Source organism: Caballeronia sp. RCC_10 (genome assembly GCF_041360715.1).
Lineage (GTDB): Bacteria > Pseudomonadota > Gammaproteobacteria > Burkholderiales > Burkholderiaceae > Caballeronia > Caballeronia grimmiae.
The window spans coordinates 352660-371472 of record NZ_JBFUPT010000004.1; the positions used below are offsets into that span (position 1 = coordinate 352660).

At 59.7% G+C, this 18813-nt stretch carries 17 protein-coding genes; 13 read left to right on the plus strand and 4 right to left on the minus strand.

Going from position 1 to position 18813, the window contains the following annotated elements; genetic code table 11:
• The first annotated feature begins 9 nt into the window (after window positions 1–9).
• From AB6804_RS11395 to AB6804_RS11405, 3 genes are read left to right on the plus strand one after another with little or no spacing between them, the layout of a single operon-like run.
• Window positions 10–762, plus strand: coding sequence for a peptidylprolyl isomerase (locus AB6804_RS11395; protein ID WP_370886545.1), 753 nt, complete (start codon window positions 10–12; stop codon window positions 760–762).
• A gap of 15 nt (window positions 763–777) precedes the next feature.
• The gene (locus AB6804_RS11400) at window positions 778–3837 is read left to right on the plus strand and encodes a peptidase domain-containing ABC transporter (protein WP_370886546.1); all 3060 of its coding nucleotides are present in this window, start codon (window positions 778–780) and stop codon (window positions 3835–3837) included.
• Window positions 3834–5147 carry a sigma-54 interaction domain-containing protein gene (locus tag AB6804_RS11405; protein WP_370886547.1) on the plus strand — a complete coding sequence of 438 codons (1314 nt, stop codon included), beginning with the start codon at window positions 3834–3836 and terminating at the stop codon, window positions 5145–5147. Before AB6804_RS11400 ends, AB6804_RS11405 begins: the two co-directional genes overlap by 4 nt.
• Here AB6804_RS11405 and AB6804_RS11410 read toward each other — a convergent pair.
• A complete protein-coding gene (locus tag AB6804_RS11410; protein WP_370886548.1) occupies window positions 5131–5901 on the minus strand; it encodes a PP2C family serine/threonine-protein phosphatase in 771 nt (256 codons plus the stop codon). The two genes, AB6804_RS11405 and AB6804_RS11410, sit on opposite strands and share 17 nt — an antisense overlap.
• A gap of 79 nt (window positions 5902–5980) precedes the next feature.
• Window positions 5981–6271 (minus strand): hypothetical protein, encoded by a 291-nt coding sequence (locus AB6804_RS11415; RefSeq protein WP_370886549.1) that lies wholly within the window; start codon window positions 6269–6271, stop codon window positions 5981–5983.
• A 376-nt stretch (window positions 6272–6647) separates the two neighbouring features.
• Between AB6804_RS11415 and AB6804_RS11420 the strand changes: the two genes are divergently transcribed.
• The 3 genes from AB6804_RS11420 to AB6804_RS11430 all read left to right on the plus strand — a co-directional run bounded on the left by AB6804_RS11420 (window position 6648) and on the right by AB6804_RS11430 (window position 8672).
• Window positions 6648–7157: a lecithin retinol acyltransferase family protein gene (locus AB6804_RS11420; RefSeq protein WP_370886550.1), complete on the plus strand. Its 510-nt coding sequence runs from the start codon at window positions 6648–6650 to the stop codon at window positions 7155–7157.
• A gap of 10 nt (window positions 7158–7167) precedes the next feature.
• Window positions 7168–7416, plus strand: a complete 249-nt coding sequence (locus AB6804_RS11425) for a hypothetical protein (RefSeq protein WP_370886551.1) — start codon at window positions 7168–7170, stop codon at window positions 7414–7416.
• Window positions 7417–7568: 152 nt separating this feature from the next.
• Window positions 7569–8672 carry a 4-hydroxyphenylpyruvate dioxygenase family protein gene (locus AB6804_RS11430; protein WP_370886552.1) on the plus strand — a complete coding sequence of 368 codons (1104 nt, stop codon included), beginning with the start codon at window positions 7569–7571 and terminating at the stop codon, window positions 8670–8672.
• A gap of 25 nt (window positions 8673–8697) precedes the next feature.
• Here the strand turns inward: AB6804_RS11430 and AB6804_RS11435 are convergent, their stop codons facing one another.
• Window positions 8698–9069 (minus strand): cupredoxin family copper-binding protein, encoded by a 372-nt coding sequence (locus tag AB6804_RS11435; protein ID WP_370886553.1) that lies wholly within the window; start codon window positions 9067–9069, stop codon window positions 8698–8700.
• Window positions 9066–10046: a metallophosphoesterase gene (locus AB6804_RS11440; protein WP_370886554.1), complete on the minus strand. Its 981-nt coding sequence runs from the start codon at window positions 10044–10046 to the stop codon at window positions 9066–9068. The genes AB6804_RS11435 and AB6804_RS11440 overlap by 4 nt, the downstream gene beginning before the upstream one ends.
• A gap of 196 nt (window positions 10047–10242) precedes the next feature.
• On the opposite strand from AB6804_RS11440, the gene AB6804_RS11445 reads away from it, so the two are divergent.
• From AB6804_RS11445 to AB6804_RS11475, 7 genes are all read left to right on the plus strand, one after another.
• Window positions 10243–10878 (plus strand): RNA polymerase sigma factor, encoded by a 636-nt coding sequence (locus tag AB6804_RS11445; protein WP_370886555.1) that lies wholly within the window; start codon window positions 10243–10245, stop codon window positions 10876–10878.
• Window positions 10868–11566: an anti-sigma factor gene (locus tag AB6804_RS11450; protein WP_370886556.1), complete on the plus strand. Its 699-nt coding sequence runs from the start codon at window positions 10868–10870 to the stop codon at window positions 11564–11566. Before AB6804_RS11445 ends, AB6804_RS11450 begins: the two co-directional genes overlap by 11 nt.
• Window positions 11567–11802: 236 nt before the next feature.
• Window positions 11803–13014, plus strand: coding sequence for an ABC transporter substrate-binding protein (locus AB6804_RS11455; protein ID WP_370886582.1), 1212 nt, complete (start codon window positions 11803–11805; stop codon window positions 13012–13014).
• A gap of 101 nt (window positions 13015–13115) precedes the next feature.
• On the plus strand, window positions 13116–13988 hold the full coding sequence (locus AB6804_RS11460) for a branched-chain amino acid ABC transporter permease (protein WP_370886557.1): 873 nt from the start codon (window positions 13116–13118) through the stop codon (window positions 13986–13988).
• A 7-nt stretch (window positions 13989–13995) separates the two neighbouring features.
• On the plus strand, window positions 13996–15942 hold the full coding sequence (locus AB6804_RS11465; RefSeq protein ID WP_370886558.1) for an ATP-binding cassette domain-containing protein: 1947 nt from the start codon (window positions 13996–13998) through the stop codon (window positions 15940–15942).
• Window positions 15943–15990: 48 nt separating this feature from the next.
• On the plus strand, window positions 15991–16725 hold the full coding sequence (locus tag AB6804_RS11470) for an ABC transporter ATP-binding protein (RefSeq protein ID WP_035963692.1): 735 nt from the start codon (window positions 15991–15993) through the stop codon (window positions 16723–16725).
• A gap of 73 nt (window positions 16726–16798) precedes the next feature.
• Window positions 16799–18811, plus strand: coding sequence for an acyl CoA:acetate/3-ketoacid CoA transferase (locus AB6804_RS11475; protein WP_370886559.1), 2013 nt, complete (start codon window positions 16799–16801; stop codon window positions 18809–18811).
• Window positions 18812–18813 lie beyond the last annotated feature (2 nt).

Sequence of the window (18813 nt, forward strand, 5' to 3'; positions counted from 1 at the left end):
GAGAACGATATGACAGCAATCGTGCGTATCGATGATGAAGTGGTCGATGTGGGCGAATTCATTCGGCATCTCAAACTCAACGGTCAGTTCGACGGACTCATCGAACAACTGGTACGCGACAAGCTCACTGTACGTGCGGCCAAGAAAGCACGGATCGAACTGACGGCCGATGAGATTCAGACGCGCGCCGATCAGTTCCGGCGCATACGCGGGCTGCATCGCGCGGCGGATATGAATCACTATCTCGATGCGCTGAATGTAAGTCTCGACGAATTCGAAGTCTTCATCACAGACACGCTCTATCAGGAAAAGATGCTGGAGAACGTCGGCACGCAGCCGGCCATCGAAGAATACTTTCAACTAAATTCGCCGAAGTTCGACAGCATCGAAGTGAGTCATATCGTGCTCGACACAGAGGGCAGCGCCAAAGAAATGATCTCGTATCTCAGCGACGACCCGGATAGCTTCGCGGACATGGCGCGCGAGCATTCGTTGGCCGATACGCGCGAGAGCGGCGGTGTCATTGGACGTGTCATGCGTGGGCAGCTCAAGCCGGATATCGAGGCGAAAGTCTTCAACGCTGCGCCCGGCGATCTTCTTGGCCCGTTCGTATCCGCCGATGGCTCCGCCTATGAAATCTTCGCGGTGACGGCCACGTACCCCGCGACGCTCGACGAAGACGTGACGGCCGAAATACGCCGGCTGTTGCGCGAAGAATGGCTGCTTGCGCGTGCGCAAGAGCACGTCATCGAAGCGCGTTAAAGCGCCGCCACGCCAATGGACGCCCCTTCCACCTTCGATTCGACGGCCGAGTTTCTTGCGGCAGTCGAGATACTCTCTCCGTTCTCGCGCGAGGAAACGGAGCAACTCGCCGCGCACGCCGAGTCGCGCCGCTATGCCTTCGGCGAGACCGTATGCAATGCGGGCGATCCGGCCGATGGCCTGTTCATCGTCAGGGCCGGCTCCGTGCGCATCTTCACGGAAGAGCACGGCAAGGAAATCAGCATGGGGGTCAAGAAGGAGCGCGAGACGTTCGCGGATATCGCCATGTTGCGCGAGTATCGGCATGAGTCGTCGGTGCGTTCCTCGGGCAAGACAGAACTGCTGTTCATTCCGCGCAAGGTCATCGAGCCGGTCATCGCGAGGAACCCCGCCGCGCTTGCGTTTGTCACGAGCTACGTCGCCATTGCTTCCGCCGGAGGTTTCGTCGCGAAGCTATTCGATTTGCGCGGCAAGCTGAACAAGGCGGAACTCGAAGAGTGCGTGCGCAGCGTCGGCGTCAAGCGCATCGGCGAAGGCAAAGAGATCTTCAAGCAGGACACGCGCGACGACAGACGCCTTTACGTCGTGCGGCAGGGAGAAGTGCGCCTCGTGCGCGATGAAGGCGGCCAGCAACATGTGATCGCGACGCTCGGCCCCGGCGAGATTTTTGGCGAAAAGGCTTGCGTGATGCGTCAGGAGCAGATGGCGTCGGCCATTGCGAGCGTCGATACACGGCTGCTCGTCATACCTGAAAAGACCGTGCATTTCATCATCGAGCGCAATGTCAAACTGCGCGAGGTGCTCGAAGAGCGCATCCGATACATCGAGCGTGAATTGCAGCGGCAAAGAAAGCTGGCGGAACGGCGCAAGCTGCCGGCGATGCTCGATCTTCAGTCAAAGCCGGAATTCGGCGAGCGCGTCATCAAGCGCTTCGCATGGGTCGAACAGGCCGAAGAAATGGACTGCGGCGCTGCGTGCCTCGCCATGATATGCCGGCATTACGGCATCGGCATGACGCTCGGCAAACTGCGTGAACTCGCTAACGTGACGACGCAAGGCGCGACGCTCGACAGCCTTGCGCGCGCCGGCGAAGCACTCGGATTCACCACGCGCGGCATGCAGTGCACCTATGAATCGCTGCGTGGTTTCGAGCTGCCGTTCATCGCGCATTGGGAGGGCTATCACTACATCGTCGTCTATGGGATATCGAGCGAGAACGTCTGGGTCGCGGACCCGGCTATCGGCTTCAGAAAGATGACAGCAGGCGAGTTCGAACGTGGCTGGAGCGGCACGTGCCTGCTCTTCACGCCTGCGCAGGACCTCGTGCAACAGGCGGTATCGAATTCGCCGTGGATACGCTTCGTCGGTTATCTCAAGCCCTATCGCAAGATACTGCTGCACCTTTTTCTTGCGACGTTCGTCATTCAGATGCTGGGCGTCGTTCCGCCGCTCATCATCCAGAACATTCTCGACGGCGTGATCGTGCATCAGAACGTCGGGCTGCTGCATGTGCTGATTGCGGGACTCATCGTATCCAACGTTTTCTCTCAACTCATGTCCACCATACGCGCCTATCTCGCGAACTTCATGGTGCGAAACATGGACTTCTCGATGATGTCGCAGTTCTTCAAGCATACGTTCTCGCTTCCGTTCAGCTTTTTTGCGAAGCGCAAGACGGGGGACGTATTCGCGCGCTTCCAGGAAAACCATACGATCCGCGCGTTTCTCACCGAGTCCACGGTCACGACAGTGCTGAATCTGCTGATGGTGTTCATCTACTTCACGATCATGTTTCTCTACAACGTGAAGCTCACGCTCTTGCTCATCGCATTCGTGATTCCGCTGATGGCGCTGACGGTGCTGGCAACGCCGCGCATCAAGCACAATGCGCGCGAGATGTTCTCTTCCAGCACGGACGCGCGTTCTTATCTGATGGAGGCATTGGGCGGCGTCGAAACGGTGAAGGGGATGGGCATCGAACGGGCGGTGCGCCTGAAATGGGAGAAGAAGTACGCGAAGTCCCTGGAAGTGCAGTACAAGTCGCAGCGGTTCAATATCGTCGTGGGGCTGTGCAGTCAGCTATTGAATGCTGCGACGACCATCGCGGTGTTATGGGTCGGCGCGAATCTCGTGCTCTCACGCGAACTGACCATTGGACAACTCATCGCATTCAACGCTTTCATGGGAAGCGTGCTGTCGCCGCTCATGGGACTCATCGGCTTATGGAGCCTGCTCAACGATGCGGGCGTCGCAATGGAGCGGCTTGGCGATGTACTCGACATCGAGCCGGAGCAGAAACCTTCTGACATGCAGCAGCGCGTGATGTTGCCGGACCTTCAGGGCAATATCAGCTTCAACGGCGTGTACTTCCGTTATGGCGATGGCGACACGCCTTATGTGCTGGAAAACATCAGCTTCGATATCAAGCCGGGTGAATTGATTGCAGTGGTTGGCCGCAGCGGATCAGGCAAGACGACGCTTGCAAAATTGCTGGTCGGATTCTATGCGCCGGGTGAGGGAAAGATGACGGTGGATGGCTACGACATCAACGTGATCGACAAAGGCTTCTATCGTGCGCAGATCGGTTATGTAATGCAAAGCAATCTGCTGTTCTCGGGAACCATCGCAGACAACATCGCGAGCGGCGACGAAGCGCCGGACCGCAGGCGCATCGAGGAAGTCGCCAAGATGGCCGATGCCCACGCGTTCATCACGCGCATGCCACTCGGCTATGAGCAAGTGGTCGGCGAGCGGGGTGTCGGGCTGTCGGGCGGACAGATACAGCGGCTATGCATCGCACGCGCGCTTTATCACGATCCGCGACTGCTCGTGTTCGACGAAGCCACGTCCGCACTCGACACGCAATCGGAAAGCAATATCCTCGGCAACATGCAGGAGATATTAAAGGGACGCACGGCGGTCATCATCGCGCACCGACTCTCCACGATCATGCGCGCCGACAAGATTCTCGTGCTCTATGAAGGCGGCATCGTCGAACAAGGCAAGCACGACGAACTCGTCGCAAGAAAGGGCATGTATTACCAACTCGTGCAGAAGCAACTGAGCGCAGCATGAAAATACTCGACCAGCCTGAAAGCGACAGCGTGCCCGCATCGGCGATTTCGTATGCGGGAATCATCGAGAAGATCGAGATATTGCGCTCGACGCTGCGATGGACTTCCCGCCTCGAGCGCCCGGAAATCGAGAAGCTGTTGCGTCAGGCTAGCGCATTGCGCGATGAAGTCATGCAGCTTTCGCACAAGGAGCGCTTCGTGCAGGCCGCAGCCTCGGAGCCGAAGCGGGAGCTGTCGGCTGCGGCCCGGCGGCAGGCGCTGATCGAACGCAGCTTCGTTTTCGAAGGCACGTTCGGCGACAACCCGAAACTGCTGGAAGCACTGGAAATTGCGGAGAAAGCTGCGCCGACCGACCTTCCCGTTTTGATCGATGGCGAAAGCGGCACCGGCAAGGAACTGATGGCCAAGGTCATTCACGCCAACGGCTCGCGTGCGGACAAACCCTATATCTCCGTCAACTGCGGCGCGATTCCGGACAATCTTCTCGAATCGGAGTTATTCGGGCATCGCAGAGGCGCTTTCACCGGCGCAACGAACGACCGCAAAGGCAAATTCGAAAGCGCACACACGGGGACTATCTTTCTCGACGAAATCGGGGAGCTTCCGCTTTCAGGCCAGGTGAAGTTACTGCGTGTGCTTGAAGCGCATGAGATTCAGCGAGTAGGTTCCGACGAGCCTATCGCGGTCGACACGCGCATCGTCGCCGCGACCAACCGCAACTTGCGGCGCTTCTGCGATGAAGGGCGCTTTCGCGAGGACTTGTACTATCGCCTGAGTGTGATACACGTGACCTTGCCGGCACTGCGCGAGCGTCGCGACGAGATACCGCTTCTGCTCGCTTATTTCGGCGACGAAGCTGCGGCCACGCTCAAACGCCGGCCCGTGAAAATGTCGCCCAGGCTGCGCGATTTTCTGCGCCACTACGATTATCCCGGCAACATCCGCGAGCTGCGCAACGTAGTGTACCGGCTCGCTTGTCTGGCCGGGGATATGGCGGATATCGAGCATCTTCCGCTGGATATCAGGCCGAAGTCGTCGCTGTCACTTGCCATTGGCGGAGCATCGGCAAGCGGCGACGGAATTGCCACGGCCAGTTCTCTGAGCGAAGCCAAGCGCGTCGCAAGCGACGAAGCCGAGCGAGCCTTTCTCGAACGCGGCTTGCAGGAAGTGGGCGGCACCGTAGCGGAACTGGCGCGGCGCTATGAGATGAACCGTTCGCACCTGCAAATGCTATTGAAGAAACATGGGCTGCACTCAAAGGATTTCCGGCTTGCAGCGCAAAAGGCGAGAGACGCTAGATCGACGGATTGACTTGAGTCCTGTCCATCGCCATCACGTCTTCCGCATGCGCGACGACCAGTGAGATATTGTCGCGCCCGCCGCGTTCGAGCGCTTTTTCAAGCAGTCTTTGCGCGGCAAGCTCGCAGTTGCCCGCTGTGAGTTCGCTTGCCATTTCCGCTTCGCTGATCTCGTTCGACAAGCCATCGCTGCACAAGAGAAAGGTATCGCCGTCGTTCAGCGCGACGGTGCTTTCATCCAGATCGAGAACGTCGAGCGCGCCCACTGCGCGTGTGATCAAATGCTGCGCGGGATGATGCAGCGCTTCTTCCGCGGTCAACTGCCCGCGTGCTTTGAGTTCTTCGACGTGGCTATGATCGCGCGTCAATTGCACGAGCCTTCCGTTCCTGAACAGATAGATTCGACTGTCGCCGGCCCAGAGATAAGCGCATGCGCCGTTCCGGGCGGCAAGCACGACCACTGTGCTGCCGATGCGCGATACCAGCCGTCTGGCGGCCTCCACGCGCAGCCTGCCGTTGACGTCGATGAGACGTTCGCGCGCATCCGCGATGACACTGGCAAGCCCGCCATTGGACGAGATAGCTGACAGGCTCTCGATGACCATACGGCTCGCCAGATCGCCGACAGCGTGTCCGCCCATGCCATCGGCGACGGCCCATAGACCGCGCTCGGGTGAATCGAGCAGGGCGTCTTCGTTGATTTGCCGAATGCATCCGACATCGGAGCGGGCAGCCGATGTCCATCTAAATTCAGCCGTGAAGGTCACGACAACCTCCCTTGGTCCTGAAGCGCGCACGCAATCCGCCGATTGTGCGCCAGAAAGCGCGCGCTAAACGCGCTGGGCGCTACCCCACGCTATTCGCCGACGCTGCGTTCGGACTGACTGTGAGATTCGCGCCGTTGCCGGAATTATGGACATCGACCGACTGGAACTGATTGATCATCTGGTCCGCAGTGAAGTTGTTCGTGATGTCGTAGATATTCACGACGCCGCCAAAGCCTTCCTGACGCCCCGAGATGTACGGCGTGATCCAGCCAAAGACCCACGGCGCGCCGCCGCCGCCACTGATGGCCGACATCGCCGCGTCGTCGAGTTCGCGACTGCATTCGAGATCGGTGACGGATAGGACGCTCATATTGGTTCTCCGCAAAGCGCTTCGAGGGACGAGTGAGCCAATGCAAGTCGTATGCCGACGTCGTGGCGGGCGCTCGGAGCCCACTCGACGCGGGTCTGCGTCGTCTGGCGTTGGGCGCGCACCGACATTCGCGATCGCCCGTCAGTTTTCCACCGACACCCCGGGCGCATACCGACAGATGGCCAAGCCCCAACAGAAACGGGCCAGCGCCGTTTGTTTGACCCAAACACCATGCCGTCACTCCGGCTCGACGATAATCAATAAATTCAATTAAATCAAGGCACTAAAAAACTGGCAAGAAAGCTGCAAATGACATCGCAACCAGGCGTCGCACAAACACCTGGCGCCAGCCGAAGAACTCATAACGGAGCGAGTCATGTCAAGCAGCGAAACGTCCGGATCGTTCGATGAAACAGCCGCAGAGCACGGCTTTTCCCTCGGCGCCGAAGTCGTCACGCGCCGCTCCGGGTACGAGCATCACGGAATTTATGCGGGTAACGGCATGGTTATCCACTATGCCGGCTTCGCCAAGTCACTGCATCGCGGTCCCATCGAGGAAGTGACGCTCGCGCAGTTTGCGGGCGGCTATGGCGTGACAATGCGCCAGCATGCGGCTGCACGTTTTATCGGCATGGAAGCGGTGCGCCGCGCACGCAGCAGGCTCGGCGAGGATCGTTACCGCCTGTTGACCAACAACTGCGAGCACTTCGTTTCATGGTGCCTGTTCGGTGAAGCCCGCAGCAGTCAAGTGCGCGCGTGCCTCGTTCATCCAGGCGTCGCGCTCGATGCGCTCAAGGGACTGCTCAAGGCCTATGTTTCGGCTGAACGGCGCCGCCGTGGAAGCGCGTTTGCAAATAGCGGACTGAATACGTCTTTAGCCATGTGAGGAGACCATCATGGACACCCCCGAAAACTCGCTTCACTGGGCCGTCGATAAATGGCTCGCACCTTCGCCGGCGCATCCGGCACGCGTCGTGCAACTGTGCCGTTCGCATCTCACGGGCATGCGCTTCGTTCGCATCGAGGCGTGGCATGCAGGCGGCTCCATTGCGATAATCTTTTTCCGCCACGAAGATGGCACCTGGAATGTATTTCCGCCGCAGGTCAGGCGTCTCTCGATGAGCCCCGCGCGGCTGGCCGGCTGAGGCGCGGGCGGGCCCCGCTTTGACACGAACGACACGCTGCCGCTACTCTAGCTGCAAAGATGTGCCACGCAAACGCGATGGTGGCACGCGATGCGGCAGTCATGGTAGTTTTCGCATCCGTGAACCAGTTCGTACAATTCGAGGTATTGCCGATGACCCAGCCTGACTCCGCTGACTTTTCTCCGTCCGCCAGCACGGCCGCCGAATCTCAGATCGGCGAGAATCCGCTCGGCATTGCGGGGCTGGAGTTCGTAGAGTTTTCGAGCCCCGATCCACAAGGGCTCGCCGCATTATTCGAGCGCCTTGGCTTCACGCCGGTTGCGCAGCACGTCAGCAAGGCGGTCACGCTGTATCGGCAGGGCAGCATGAATTTTTTGCTGAATGCCGAGCCGGATTCATTCGCGACGCGGTTCGCCGAAACGCATGGCGTCGGCATCGCGGCCATCGGCATTCGCGTGCTGGATGCGCAAACGGCGCATGAGCGCGCCGTCGATTACGGCGCATGGGATTTCGAAGGCGAGAAGATCGGCCCCAACGAACTGGCAATACCGGCCATTCAAGGCATTGGCGATTCGCATATCTATTTCGTCGATCACTGGCCGGGCAAGAATAGCGGCGAAACATCGATATACGACATCGATTTCCGGGCGATTCCCGATGCGAATGCGGATCTCAAAGGCGCGGGCCTGCTCGAAGTCGATCACTTCACGCAGACGGTCGGCGCTGGCCGCATCCGCGAATGGCTCGATTTCTACGACGACGTGCTGCATTTCCGCGAGATTCATCAAGTGCATCCGGACTGGCACGTGTCGCAGGATTCCGCTGTCACGGTCTCGCCATGCGGCTCCATTCGCATTACGGTCTACGAGAAGGGCACGTATCGCACGGACTTGATGCAGCAATACCTGCCCGATCATGAAGGCGAGGGCGTGCAGCACATCGCACTGGCATCCGCCGATATCTTCGCCTCCGTCGACGCCCTCAGCGCGCGGGGCGTGCGCTTTCTCATGCCGCCGCAACGCTATTACGACGAGATCGATGCCCGCCTGCCCGGTCATGGCCTCGCTATCGACAAGCTGCGCACGCGCGGAATTCTCGTCGATGGCGAGATTCTTCCCGACGGCACGCCGCAACTCTTCTTGCAGACCTTCATCGAACGCGAGCCGGGCGACATGTTCTTCGAAATCGTCGAGCGGCGCGGACATCACGGCTTTGGCGAAGGCAATCTCGATGCGATCGCCAAAGCGCGAAGCTGACAGACCGCGCCGTGGCGTCGCGCATTCATTGCACGATGATGGTTCCTGTCATGTGCGGATGCAGCGAACAGAAATACTTATACGTTCCCGGCTTGTCGAATACATGCGAGAAGCTGTCGCCGCTGTCGAGCGGATCGGACTTGAACGATTTTGCTTCGTCGACGATGGTATGCAGCATGTCATCGTGATTGGTCCATGTCACCTTCGTGCCGGCAGGGACGGTCAGCGTGTCCTTGTTGAACGCGAAGTTGTCGATGGACACGACAGGCGCGCTCACAGCGGCCACTTGCTGTGCAGGTTCTTCGGCGCAAGCGGATGGCATCGCGCCAACGAGGCCCTTGATCGCGAGCGCGATTGCAAGCTGCCGGGCGCATTGTCGAATGAGCGTGATGTTCATGCTCCTGCCTCCGCCAGCGAGGTATCGACGATAGCCAACTGCTCGCGTCCCGCAACGTGCGTCACGGCGCGCAAGCCGAGCATCGATCGCAAGCGGTCTGCGCCGACTTTCATCGGTCCAGGGCCGGTTGCCGCGCCCGGCGCGGGCTGCGGAAACGCGGTCGACATAGCCGAATAAAAACGCATGTCGCCTTCTACTTTCTGCGCGACCTGATGCACATGTCCATTCAAGACCGTCACCGAACCGAAGCGCTTCAGCAAGGTGAGTGCTTGCGCGCTGTCGTCGGTGCCCCAGCCCCATGCGGGATACAGCGCCCATAACGGTATATGCGCGAATACGACGATAGGCGTACTGCTCGTCCTTCCCTGCAAGTCTTGCTTGAGCCATGCGAGTTGCTCATCGCCTAAGAAGCCGAGGCCGCCGCCCTTCAGGTCGATTACATTGGTCAAGCCGATGAAATGCACGCCGCCTTCGTCGAAGCTATACCAGTGACGCGTGCTGCCGCGTCCATACTGCACGGAAAAGCGCGCAAAGAACGGGTCGCCGTTATCGACGAGCACGTCATGTTCGCCGGGGACGTAATGCACCGGCATGCCTGCATTGCCGACGATCTGCGTCGCCGTATCGAACTGGGCCGGCGTCGAGAGATGTGTAATGTCGCCGGTATGAATCATGAAAGCGGGGCGCTGAGGCATCTTTCGCACCTGGCCGATGGCTGCTTCGAGCGTGCTCGCCGGTTCCGTGTTCGGATCCTTGTTGAATCCGATATGGCTATCGCTGATCTGCACGAAGCTGAAGGACTGCGCGTTTTCCTCGGCATGAGCCGAGGAAACCAGGCTCGAGCGCGGCACGCCGCCGCTGATCGTCCACAACACGCCTGCGCCCGCCCACGCCATGCAAGAGAGAGCGGTGCGCCGGCGCTTGCCGTGATCGTCCAGTTCGGACGCGGGCGGCAAATCCCTGGGTTTGGTATACATGATGGTTCCTTTGCGAGTGACGTAAAAGGCAATGAATGACGCAGCGGGCATCCGTCCATCGAACCGGCTTACGCGGCGCGATATTCCTGGAAAATTTCTTCGGGGGAAGGGAATAAAGCGGTCCTGGAACAAGTAAAGGAGGATGTGCACGCGCGACACCAGGCGTGCGTTGATTCGCCTTGAGGAGACCCGCGCGATGTGGTCCAGCAGGTCGAGAGCAGAGAAGTCCCCGCATGCGCGCTTCGAGGCGACCGTGATGCCGCATATCGACGCCGCATACAACCTTGCGCGCTGGCTTTCCGGCAGCGCGAGCGACGCGGATGATGTCGTCCAGGAAGCCTATTTACGCGCATTCCGTTTCTTTAGCGGCTTCGAAGGCGGCGAGGAAGCGAATGCGCGTGCATGGCTTCTGGCTATCGTGCGCAACACCTGGTTCACCGAGTGGCGCAAGCGCGTGCACATGGCCGATGGGACGCCCTACGATGAAGACATCGCCGGGGACGAAGCCTTGCCTGGCTGGTCCGACGAAGCCGGCGTGAACCCTGAGACGCTTGCAGTGCGTAAGGACGAAGTCCACCTCGTGCATCGCGCACTGGAGGCCTTACCGCTCGCTTTCCGCGAGGTGCTGGTGCTGCGTGAACTGGAAGACATGAGTTACAAGGAAGTCGCCGCGATCACGGGCGTGCCGATAGGAACGGTGATGTCGCGGCTTGCGCGAGGCCGCAAGATGCTGGCCGGGGCGGTGCGCGCGGCGCAATGCGACAGACCAAGCGTCAGGCTCGTGCGCAAGTCGGGGCCGGGGCATTCCGAGGAGTCGGGCAATGGACAATAACGAAGCCGCTTCGCTCGATACGAGGCTCAACGATGGCTCGCTATATCAGCACGCGCCGGTGCATTTGCGCGCGCAAGTGCTGGCGCGCGTGCGCGAGGAAAGTCAGCGTTCGCAAAAGCCTGAGCAAGGTCGCCGTCCGTGGCGTCTTTGGCTTGCTTTACCGGGGCCATTCTTCGGCGGCGCATTCACGGGCGCGACGCTTTCCGCGATCGTGCTGGGCGCGATGCTGTGGTTCCAGACCGTGCCGCGTCCTGCGAGCGATGCACCGCTCGCGCAGGAGATCGTGTCGAGCCATGTACGCGCGTTGATGTCGGATCGGCCCATCGATGTATTGTCCAGCGACAAGCACACGGTCAAGCCGTGGTTCAACGGCCGCATCGACTATGCGCCGCCTGTAGTCGATCCGGCTGGACCCGGCTTCGCGCTCGTTGGCGGACGGCTCGATTACGTCGGGCATCGGCCGGTCGCTGTTGTTGTTTATCGATATCTGAAGCATCCCATCGACGTTTATGTGTTTCCCGAGAAGCCGCCGCTCAAGGATGGACAGATCGTCGTCACACAGTCTGACGATGGCTATGCGCTTGCCCGCTGGAATCGCGACGGCATGACGTTCTGGGCCGTGACTGACGCTTCCGCCTCGGTCTTGCGCCAGTTCACGCACGCCGTCGAGCAGGGCACGCCGCGCTAAAACAGTTCATCGCTTCCTTCGCTGTTCCTTTGCATCCCGAAGCGGCCGCTTCGGGATGCCGCCGTTTTGCGTCCCGATGTGCGCTAACGCTCGTGCTGTTCGGGTATGTCCGAATATGGTCTGATCCTTACATTTTTCTAAACTCGGTCACCAATCGCCTAATTAGAGCGACAGCTAAAAGAATCGGGCGCTCAGGCTTTCACAAAGCGGTTCAAGCGACGGAGACAGAAATGGGAATGCAGATGAAGCTCATCGCGGGCATGCTCGCGTTCGGCGTTTTTTCGTCGGCCTATGCGGCGGATCCGATCAAGATCGGCGTCGACGGCCCGTTTACGGGAGGCTCGTCGTCGATGGGCGTCAGCATGCGCGACGGCGTGCGGCTCGCGACTGCGGAAATCAACAAGTCGGGCGGCGTGCTCGGGCGGCAGATCGTGCTCGTAGAACGCGATGACGAAGCCAAAAACGAACGCGGTGTACAGATCGCGCAAGAGCTGATCAACAAGGAGAAGGTCGTAGCCGTGGTCGGTTATATCAATACCGGCGTTGCGCTCGCCTCCCAACGCTTCTTCCAGGAAGCGAAGATTCCCGTCTTCAACAATGTCGCGACGGGTTCGGTCGTCACCAAGCAGTTCGACGATCAGCCCGACAACTATGTCTTCCGCAACGCCGCAGCCGACCGCATTCAGGCGCCGATGATCGTCGAGGAAGCCATCACCAAGCGCGGCTTCAAGAAGGTCGCGATCCTCGCCGATTCGACGAACTACGGCCAGCTTGGCCGCGAAGACCTTGAAAAGGCGCTCTCGTCGAAGGGCGTCAAGCCTGTCGCAGTCGAGAAATTCAATATTAAGGATGTCGACATGACCGCTCAATTGCTCAAGGCAAAGGCGGCGGGCGCGGAAGCTGTCCTTACTTATGGCATCGGGCCGGAGCTTGCGCAGATTGCGAACGGCATGGCGAAGCTCGGCTGGAAAGTGCCTTTGATCGGCAGCTGGACGCTTTCCATGGCGAACTATATCGACAACGCGGGTGCGAATGGCGAAGGCGCGCGCATGCCGCAGACCTTCATTCAGGACGCGAATACGCCGAAGCGTAAAGCCTTTATCGAAGCGTATCTGAAGGAATTCAAGCCGAAGAACGATCGCATCGATTCGCCGGTGTCGGCGGCGCAAGGCTACGACTCGGTTTATCTGCTTGCAGCGGCCATCAAACAAGCCGGTTCCACCGATGGCCCGAAGGTGAAGGAAGCGCTCGAAAACCTGAGCACCAAGGTCGACGGCGTGGTGATGTCCTACGACAAGCCCTTCACCAAGGTGGATCACGAAGCGATCAGCCCGAACGTGCCTGTGATCGGTGAAGTGAAGGCCGGGCGGGTCGTCTACGCATACGACGCGGACAAGAAAGGCGGCAGCACGCTGCGCAACAAGCAGACGACGACCGCTTCGAACTGACGCACGAGTTTCCATTCCGAGGGTAAGAGCCGCGCCCGCCGCAGATGGCGGGCGCGGCTTGACGCATGCGCTTGGTGTTCCGATCCAAAGGCGTCCAGACGATGATTCTTCTTCAGCTCATTTACAGCGGCATCGCGCTTGGCATGATCTACGCGGTGATCGCATTCGGCTATCAGCTCACCTTCGCGACCTCCGGCACGCTGAACTTCGGTCAGGGCGATGCGCTCATGCTCGGCGCACTCGTGGGCCTGACGCTCGTATCGGCAGGCGTCAACTACTGGCTGATGATTCCGCTTGTGTGCCTGTTCGGGCTTCTGCAAGGCTCGTTGGTCGAGCGAATTGGCGTGAGGCCGGCGATCAAGATCAAGTCGGAATTCGGCTGGATCATGTCGACGATTGCGCTTGGCATCATCTTCAAGAATGTCGCGGAGAACGTGTGGGGGCGTGACGATCTGCGCTTTCCTTCGCCGCTGCCCGAATCGCCGCTTCACGTGTTCGGCGCGAACGTATTGCCGATGGAGCTGCTTGTCGTAGCGGGTGCGCTCGTCATGATGCTGGCGGTGGAATTCTTCAATCGCAAAACGATCTTCGGCAAGGCTGTCGTGGCAACCGCCAACGATCGCGATGCCGCCGCGCTCATGGGCATCAATACGGGACTCGTCATCACGTTCTCGTATGCGTTGTCGTCGCTGACGGCGGCGTTCGCGGGCGTCCTCATTGCGCCGCTTACGCTGACAGGCGCGACGATGGGCGCGGTGCTCGGCCTCAAGGCTTTCGCGGTGGCGATCATCGGCGGCTTGTCGAGCGGCATGGGCATCATCGTCGGCGGCATGATTCTGGGCATCGCGGAGACGACGACGGGCTTCTATATCTCCACCGGCTACAAGGACGTGCCCGGCCTCGTGCTGCTTTTGATCGTGCTTGCGGTCAAGCCTGCGGGTCTGTTCGGCAAGGCAGCGATCAAAAAAGTCTGAGGCGGCCATGAACAAAGCGAAGAACTGGATTGCGGCCCTGATCGGCCTCGCGGCGCTTGCGACGTTCCCGGTCGTGTCGGGAAATCCGTATTACATCCATCTCGTCGAAACCATCATGATTTACGCGATCCTGCTGTTCGGGCTCGATATCGTGGTGGGCTACACCGGTCAGGTATCGCTCGGTCACGCGGGCCTCTTTGGCGTCGGCGCTTATACGGCGGGCGTTCTGTTTGCGAAGCTCGGCATGCCGTTCTATGTGACCGCGCCGCTCGCAATCGCCGTGACTGCCGCATTCGGCGCGATACTCGCGTTGCCCGCGCTGCGCGTGTCCGGTCCTTATCTAGCGATGGTCACGCTCGCGTTCGGCACGATCATCCAGATTCTCATCAACGAGATGGACTTTCTGACGAACGGCCCGATGGGACTCAAGATTCCCAAGCCTACGTTGGCGGGTCACAAGCTCGATGAAGTCGAGTATTACTGGCTTATTGCCGCGCTGCTGGTGGCATCGTTGATCGTAGTGCATCGCGTGTTGAAGTCGCATCTCGGGCGTGCGTTCGAAGCCTTGCGCGATAGCCCCATCGCCTCGGATTGCATGGGCGTGTCGGTTTATCGCTATAAGGTGTATGCGTTCGTGATTAGTGCGGGCTTTGCCGGACTGGCTGGCTGTCTCTATTCCTATTCCGAGCAATACATTTCGCCCAATACCTATAACTTCGAACTGACGATTCTCTTCTTGCTCGCGATCATCATGGGCGGCCGCAAGACTCGCACGGGCGCGATCATCGGTTCGACAGTCATCGTGTTGTTGCCCAAGCTGCTCGACGACATAGCGAACTTTCGGATCGTCGCTACCGCACTTGCTGTGCTCGTCGTTGCAGGAGCCGCGCTTGCACTGGCACGCAAGACAACGACGCCGCAACGCGTGGCCATCCCGGTGATCGGGACTGCGGGCCTTGCCGCATTCTCTTTCTGGATCGATGCGCTGACCGACTGGCGTCTCACGATATTTGGCCTGATGATTTTGCTCGTCGTCTATTACTTGCAGGACGGCATCGTCGGCTTCGTGCGAAAGACACTGCATCTCGGGCGCGTGCGCGTCACCAAGGTCGATACCGACGCCCTTGCAAGCGATACGCGCGAAGACGATGCAGTCGCCGCCGTCGCACGCGAAGGCGCGGATGCCATTCTCGATGTTCGCGGCGTACTGATGCAGTTCAGCGGCCTCAAAGCGCTGAACAACGTCAGCCTGACGGTGAAGCGCGGCACGATTCATGGCCTGATCGGACCGAACGGATCGGGCAAGAGCACGATGATGAACGTCCTGACGGGCATCTACGTGCCGACCTCGGGCGTCATTGAATATCAGGGCGAGTCGCTGGGCGGGCGTACTTCATCGAAGATCGCGCTGTCGGGCATCGCGCGCACTTTCCAGAACGTACAGCTATTTGGCGAGATGACCGCGCTCGAGAATGTGCTTGTCGGTCTGCATCATACGTTTCGCTCGAATTTCGCGGATGTCGGCGCGATGAGCCCGCGTTATCGGCGGGAAGAGCAGGCCGCACGCGAGCGCGCATTCAACATGCTGCGTTTCGTGGGGCTGGAGCACGTCGCGGGCGAAGAAGCACGTAATCTTCCTTATGGAAAGCAGCGTCTGCTCGAAATCGCGCGGGCACTCGCGCTCGATCCGCAATTGCTTCTGCTCGATGAGCCTGCTGCCGGACTCACTGCGCCGGATATTCGCGAGCTCGTCGCGATCATCCGCAAGGTGCGCAATCACGGCATTACGCTGGTTCTGATCGAGCATCATATGGATGTGGTGATGAGCGTGTGCGATACCGTGTCGGTGCTCGACTTCGGGCAAAAGATCGCGGAAGGCAAGCCTGCGGACATTCAGGCTAACGAGAAAGTGATTGAAGCGTATCTGGGCGGCAAGGCCGCGGAAACGGCTTGATGAATACGGCCAGGCAATCGCAGAGCAACGCCACGAGAAGGATCAACGATGCTAACGATCAATAACCTCCACGCGGGCTATGGCAAGGTGAAAGTGCTGCATGGCATATCGCTCAACGTGCCGAAGGCGAAAGTCGTCACGCTGATCGGCTCCAACGGCGCGGGAAAGACGACGACCATGCGCGCGATCTCCGGCATGATCAAGCCGACTGACGGCGAAATAACCATGGGCGTCGGCACTGCGGCAAAGCGTATCGACGCACTGGACTCTCACAAGATCGCGCGTCTGGGTCTGGCGCATTCGCCCGAAGGACGACGCGTATTCGCGACGATGTCCGTCACGGACAATCTGCTGCTGGGCGCATTTCCGCGCCTGACGTGGGCGCGTCCCAAAGGCGACGTCGCTGCCGATCTCGAACGGGCGATCGAGCTGTTTCCGCGACTCAAGGAGCGTCGGCACCAGCTTGCCGGGACGCTTAGCGGCGGCGAACAGCAGATGCTCGCGATGGCGCGCGCCATCATGCTCAATCCCGATCTCGTGCTGCTGGATGAACCATCCATGGGCCTTGCGCCGATCCTCGTCGAAGAAGTCTTTCGTATCATCGAGCGCCTCAAGCAGGACGGCGTGACGATGCTGCTCGTCGAACAGTTTGCCGCTGCTGCGCTGAATGTTGCCGATTACGGCTATGTGCTCGAAAACGGTCGCGTCGCGACGCATGGGCCAGCGGAGCAGTTGCGCAACGATCCTTCGGTCAAGGCGGCGTATCTCGGCGCGAGTCATTGATTGCAATTTGGTGATACCGTGATGCGAAGCATCGTGATCGTGATCATCACGAGCATCGAATAAAGGAGACACCATGACCGCCACGCCTCGTCATCCGTTTCCATCGTCGGCGCGCCTCGTGGAACGCGGCAAGATCGTTTCCGCGAGTGAGGCCGTCCGGTTGATTCGTTCAGGCGACACCATCGCGACGAGCGGCTTCGTCGGTGTCGGCTTCGCGGAAGAAGTGGCCATTGCGCTCGAAGCACGGTTCCTCGAAAGCAAAGACAAGGCGTCATCCGATTCTCACGAGCCAGTCGAAAATCTCACGATCGTTTATGCCGCAGGGCAGGGCGATGGCCGCACCAAAGGGCTGAACCACTTCGCGCATGAAGGACTGGTCAAGCGAGTCGTTGGCGGACATTGGGGACTCGTGCCGGGCTTGCAAAAGCTCGCGATGGAGAACCGCATCGAAGCGTATAACCTGCCTCAGGGCGTCATTTCGCAACTCTTTCGCGATATCGCCGCGCATCGGCCCGGACAGCTATCGAGCGTGGGCCTTGGCACGTTCGTCGATCCGCGCAATGGCGGCGGCAAGCTCAATGCGCGCACGACCGAGGATATCGTGCGGCTCATGCAGATCGACGGCGTCGAATACCTGTATTACAAGGCTTTTCCCATCGATGTCGCGATCGTCAGAGGCACGACTGCCGACCTCAATGGAAACGTCACGATGGAGAAGGAGGCGCTTACGCTCGAAGCACTTTCCATCGCGATGGCTGCGCGCAATTCAGGCGGCATCGTCATTGCGCAAGTGGAACGGCTTGCGGAATCCAACACACTCAGTGCAAGACAAGTGAAAGTTCCCGGCGTGATGGTCGATTGCGTCGTTGTCGCGCGTCCGGAGAATCACTGGCAGACGTTCGGCGAACAATACAGTGCGGCGTTTTCCAGTGAGTTGCGTGTCGCCGCGAGTTCCGTGCAGCCGATGCCGCTCAATGAACGCAAGGTCATCGCACGCCGCGCCGCGTTTGAATTGATGGCAAATAGCGTCGTGAATCTCGGCATCGGCATGCCTGAAGGAATTGCGAGTGTGGCGAACGAGGAACAGGTGATCGACCTGTTCACGATGACGACCGAGCCCGGCGTGATTGGCGGCATTCCTGCGGGCGGACTCAATTTCGGTGCGGCGACGAATACGCAGGCCATCATCGATCAGCCGTATCAGTTCGACTTCTACGATGGCGGCGGCCTCGACATTGCTTTTCTCGGGCTAGCGCAAGCGGACCGCGAAGGCAATCTGAATGTCAGTAAGTTCGGGCCGAAGCTTGCGGGCGCCGGCGGCTTCATCAATATCAGTCAGTCCGCGAAGAAGGTCGTATTCGTCGGCACGTTCAACGCGGGCAAGCTCGATATAGCGATCGACGCCGGCAAGCTGAACATTCGTCGCGACGGCGATTGCCGCAAGTTCGTCGATGCCGTCGAGCATCGCACTTTTAGCGGCCGCTATGCTGTCGAGCGCGGGCAGACGGTGCTGTATGTCACCGAACGCTGCGTGTTCGAACTGACTGAAGAAGGGCTCGTGTTGACCGAAGTCGCGCCGGGCATCGATATCGAGCGGGATATCGTCGCGCAGATGGGCTTCAGGCCCGTTATCAAGTCGGCGCCGCGCCTGATGAACGAGCGCATTTTCCACGATACGCCGATGGGCCTGCGCGACGTGCTGCTCGGACTCGGCCTGGCCGAACGCTTCAGTTACGACGCGGAGAAGAATCTATTCTTCATCAACTTCGAAGGGCACGAAGTCGCCACGCTGCAAGACGTGGAAGACATACGCCGCGAAGTGGAGAAGCAACTCGCGGACGTAAAGACTAAGCCGCATGTCATCGTCAACTACGACAACTTTTCGATTCGCCCCGAGATGCTCGATGCCTATTCGGAAATGGTCACGGGACTCGTCAGCGGCCTATACGACGGCGTCACGCGCTATACCACCAGCAGTTTTCTGCGCATGAAGCTTGGCGACGCGCTCAAGCAACGGGGCGTCGCGCCATACATCTATGAAAGCGCGCAAGAAGCGCGCGAGCACAGCACGCGACGCTCCGGCTGAGT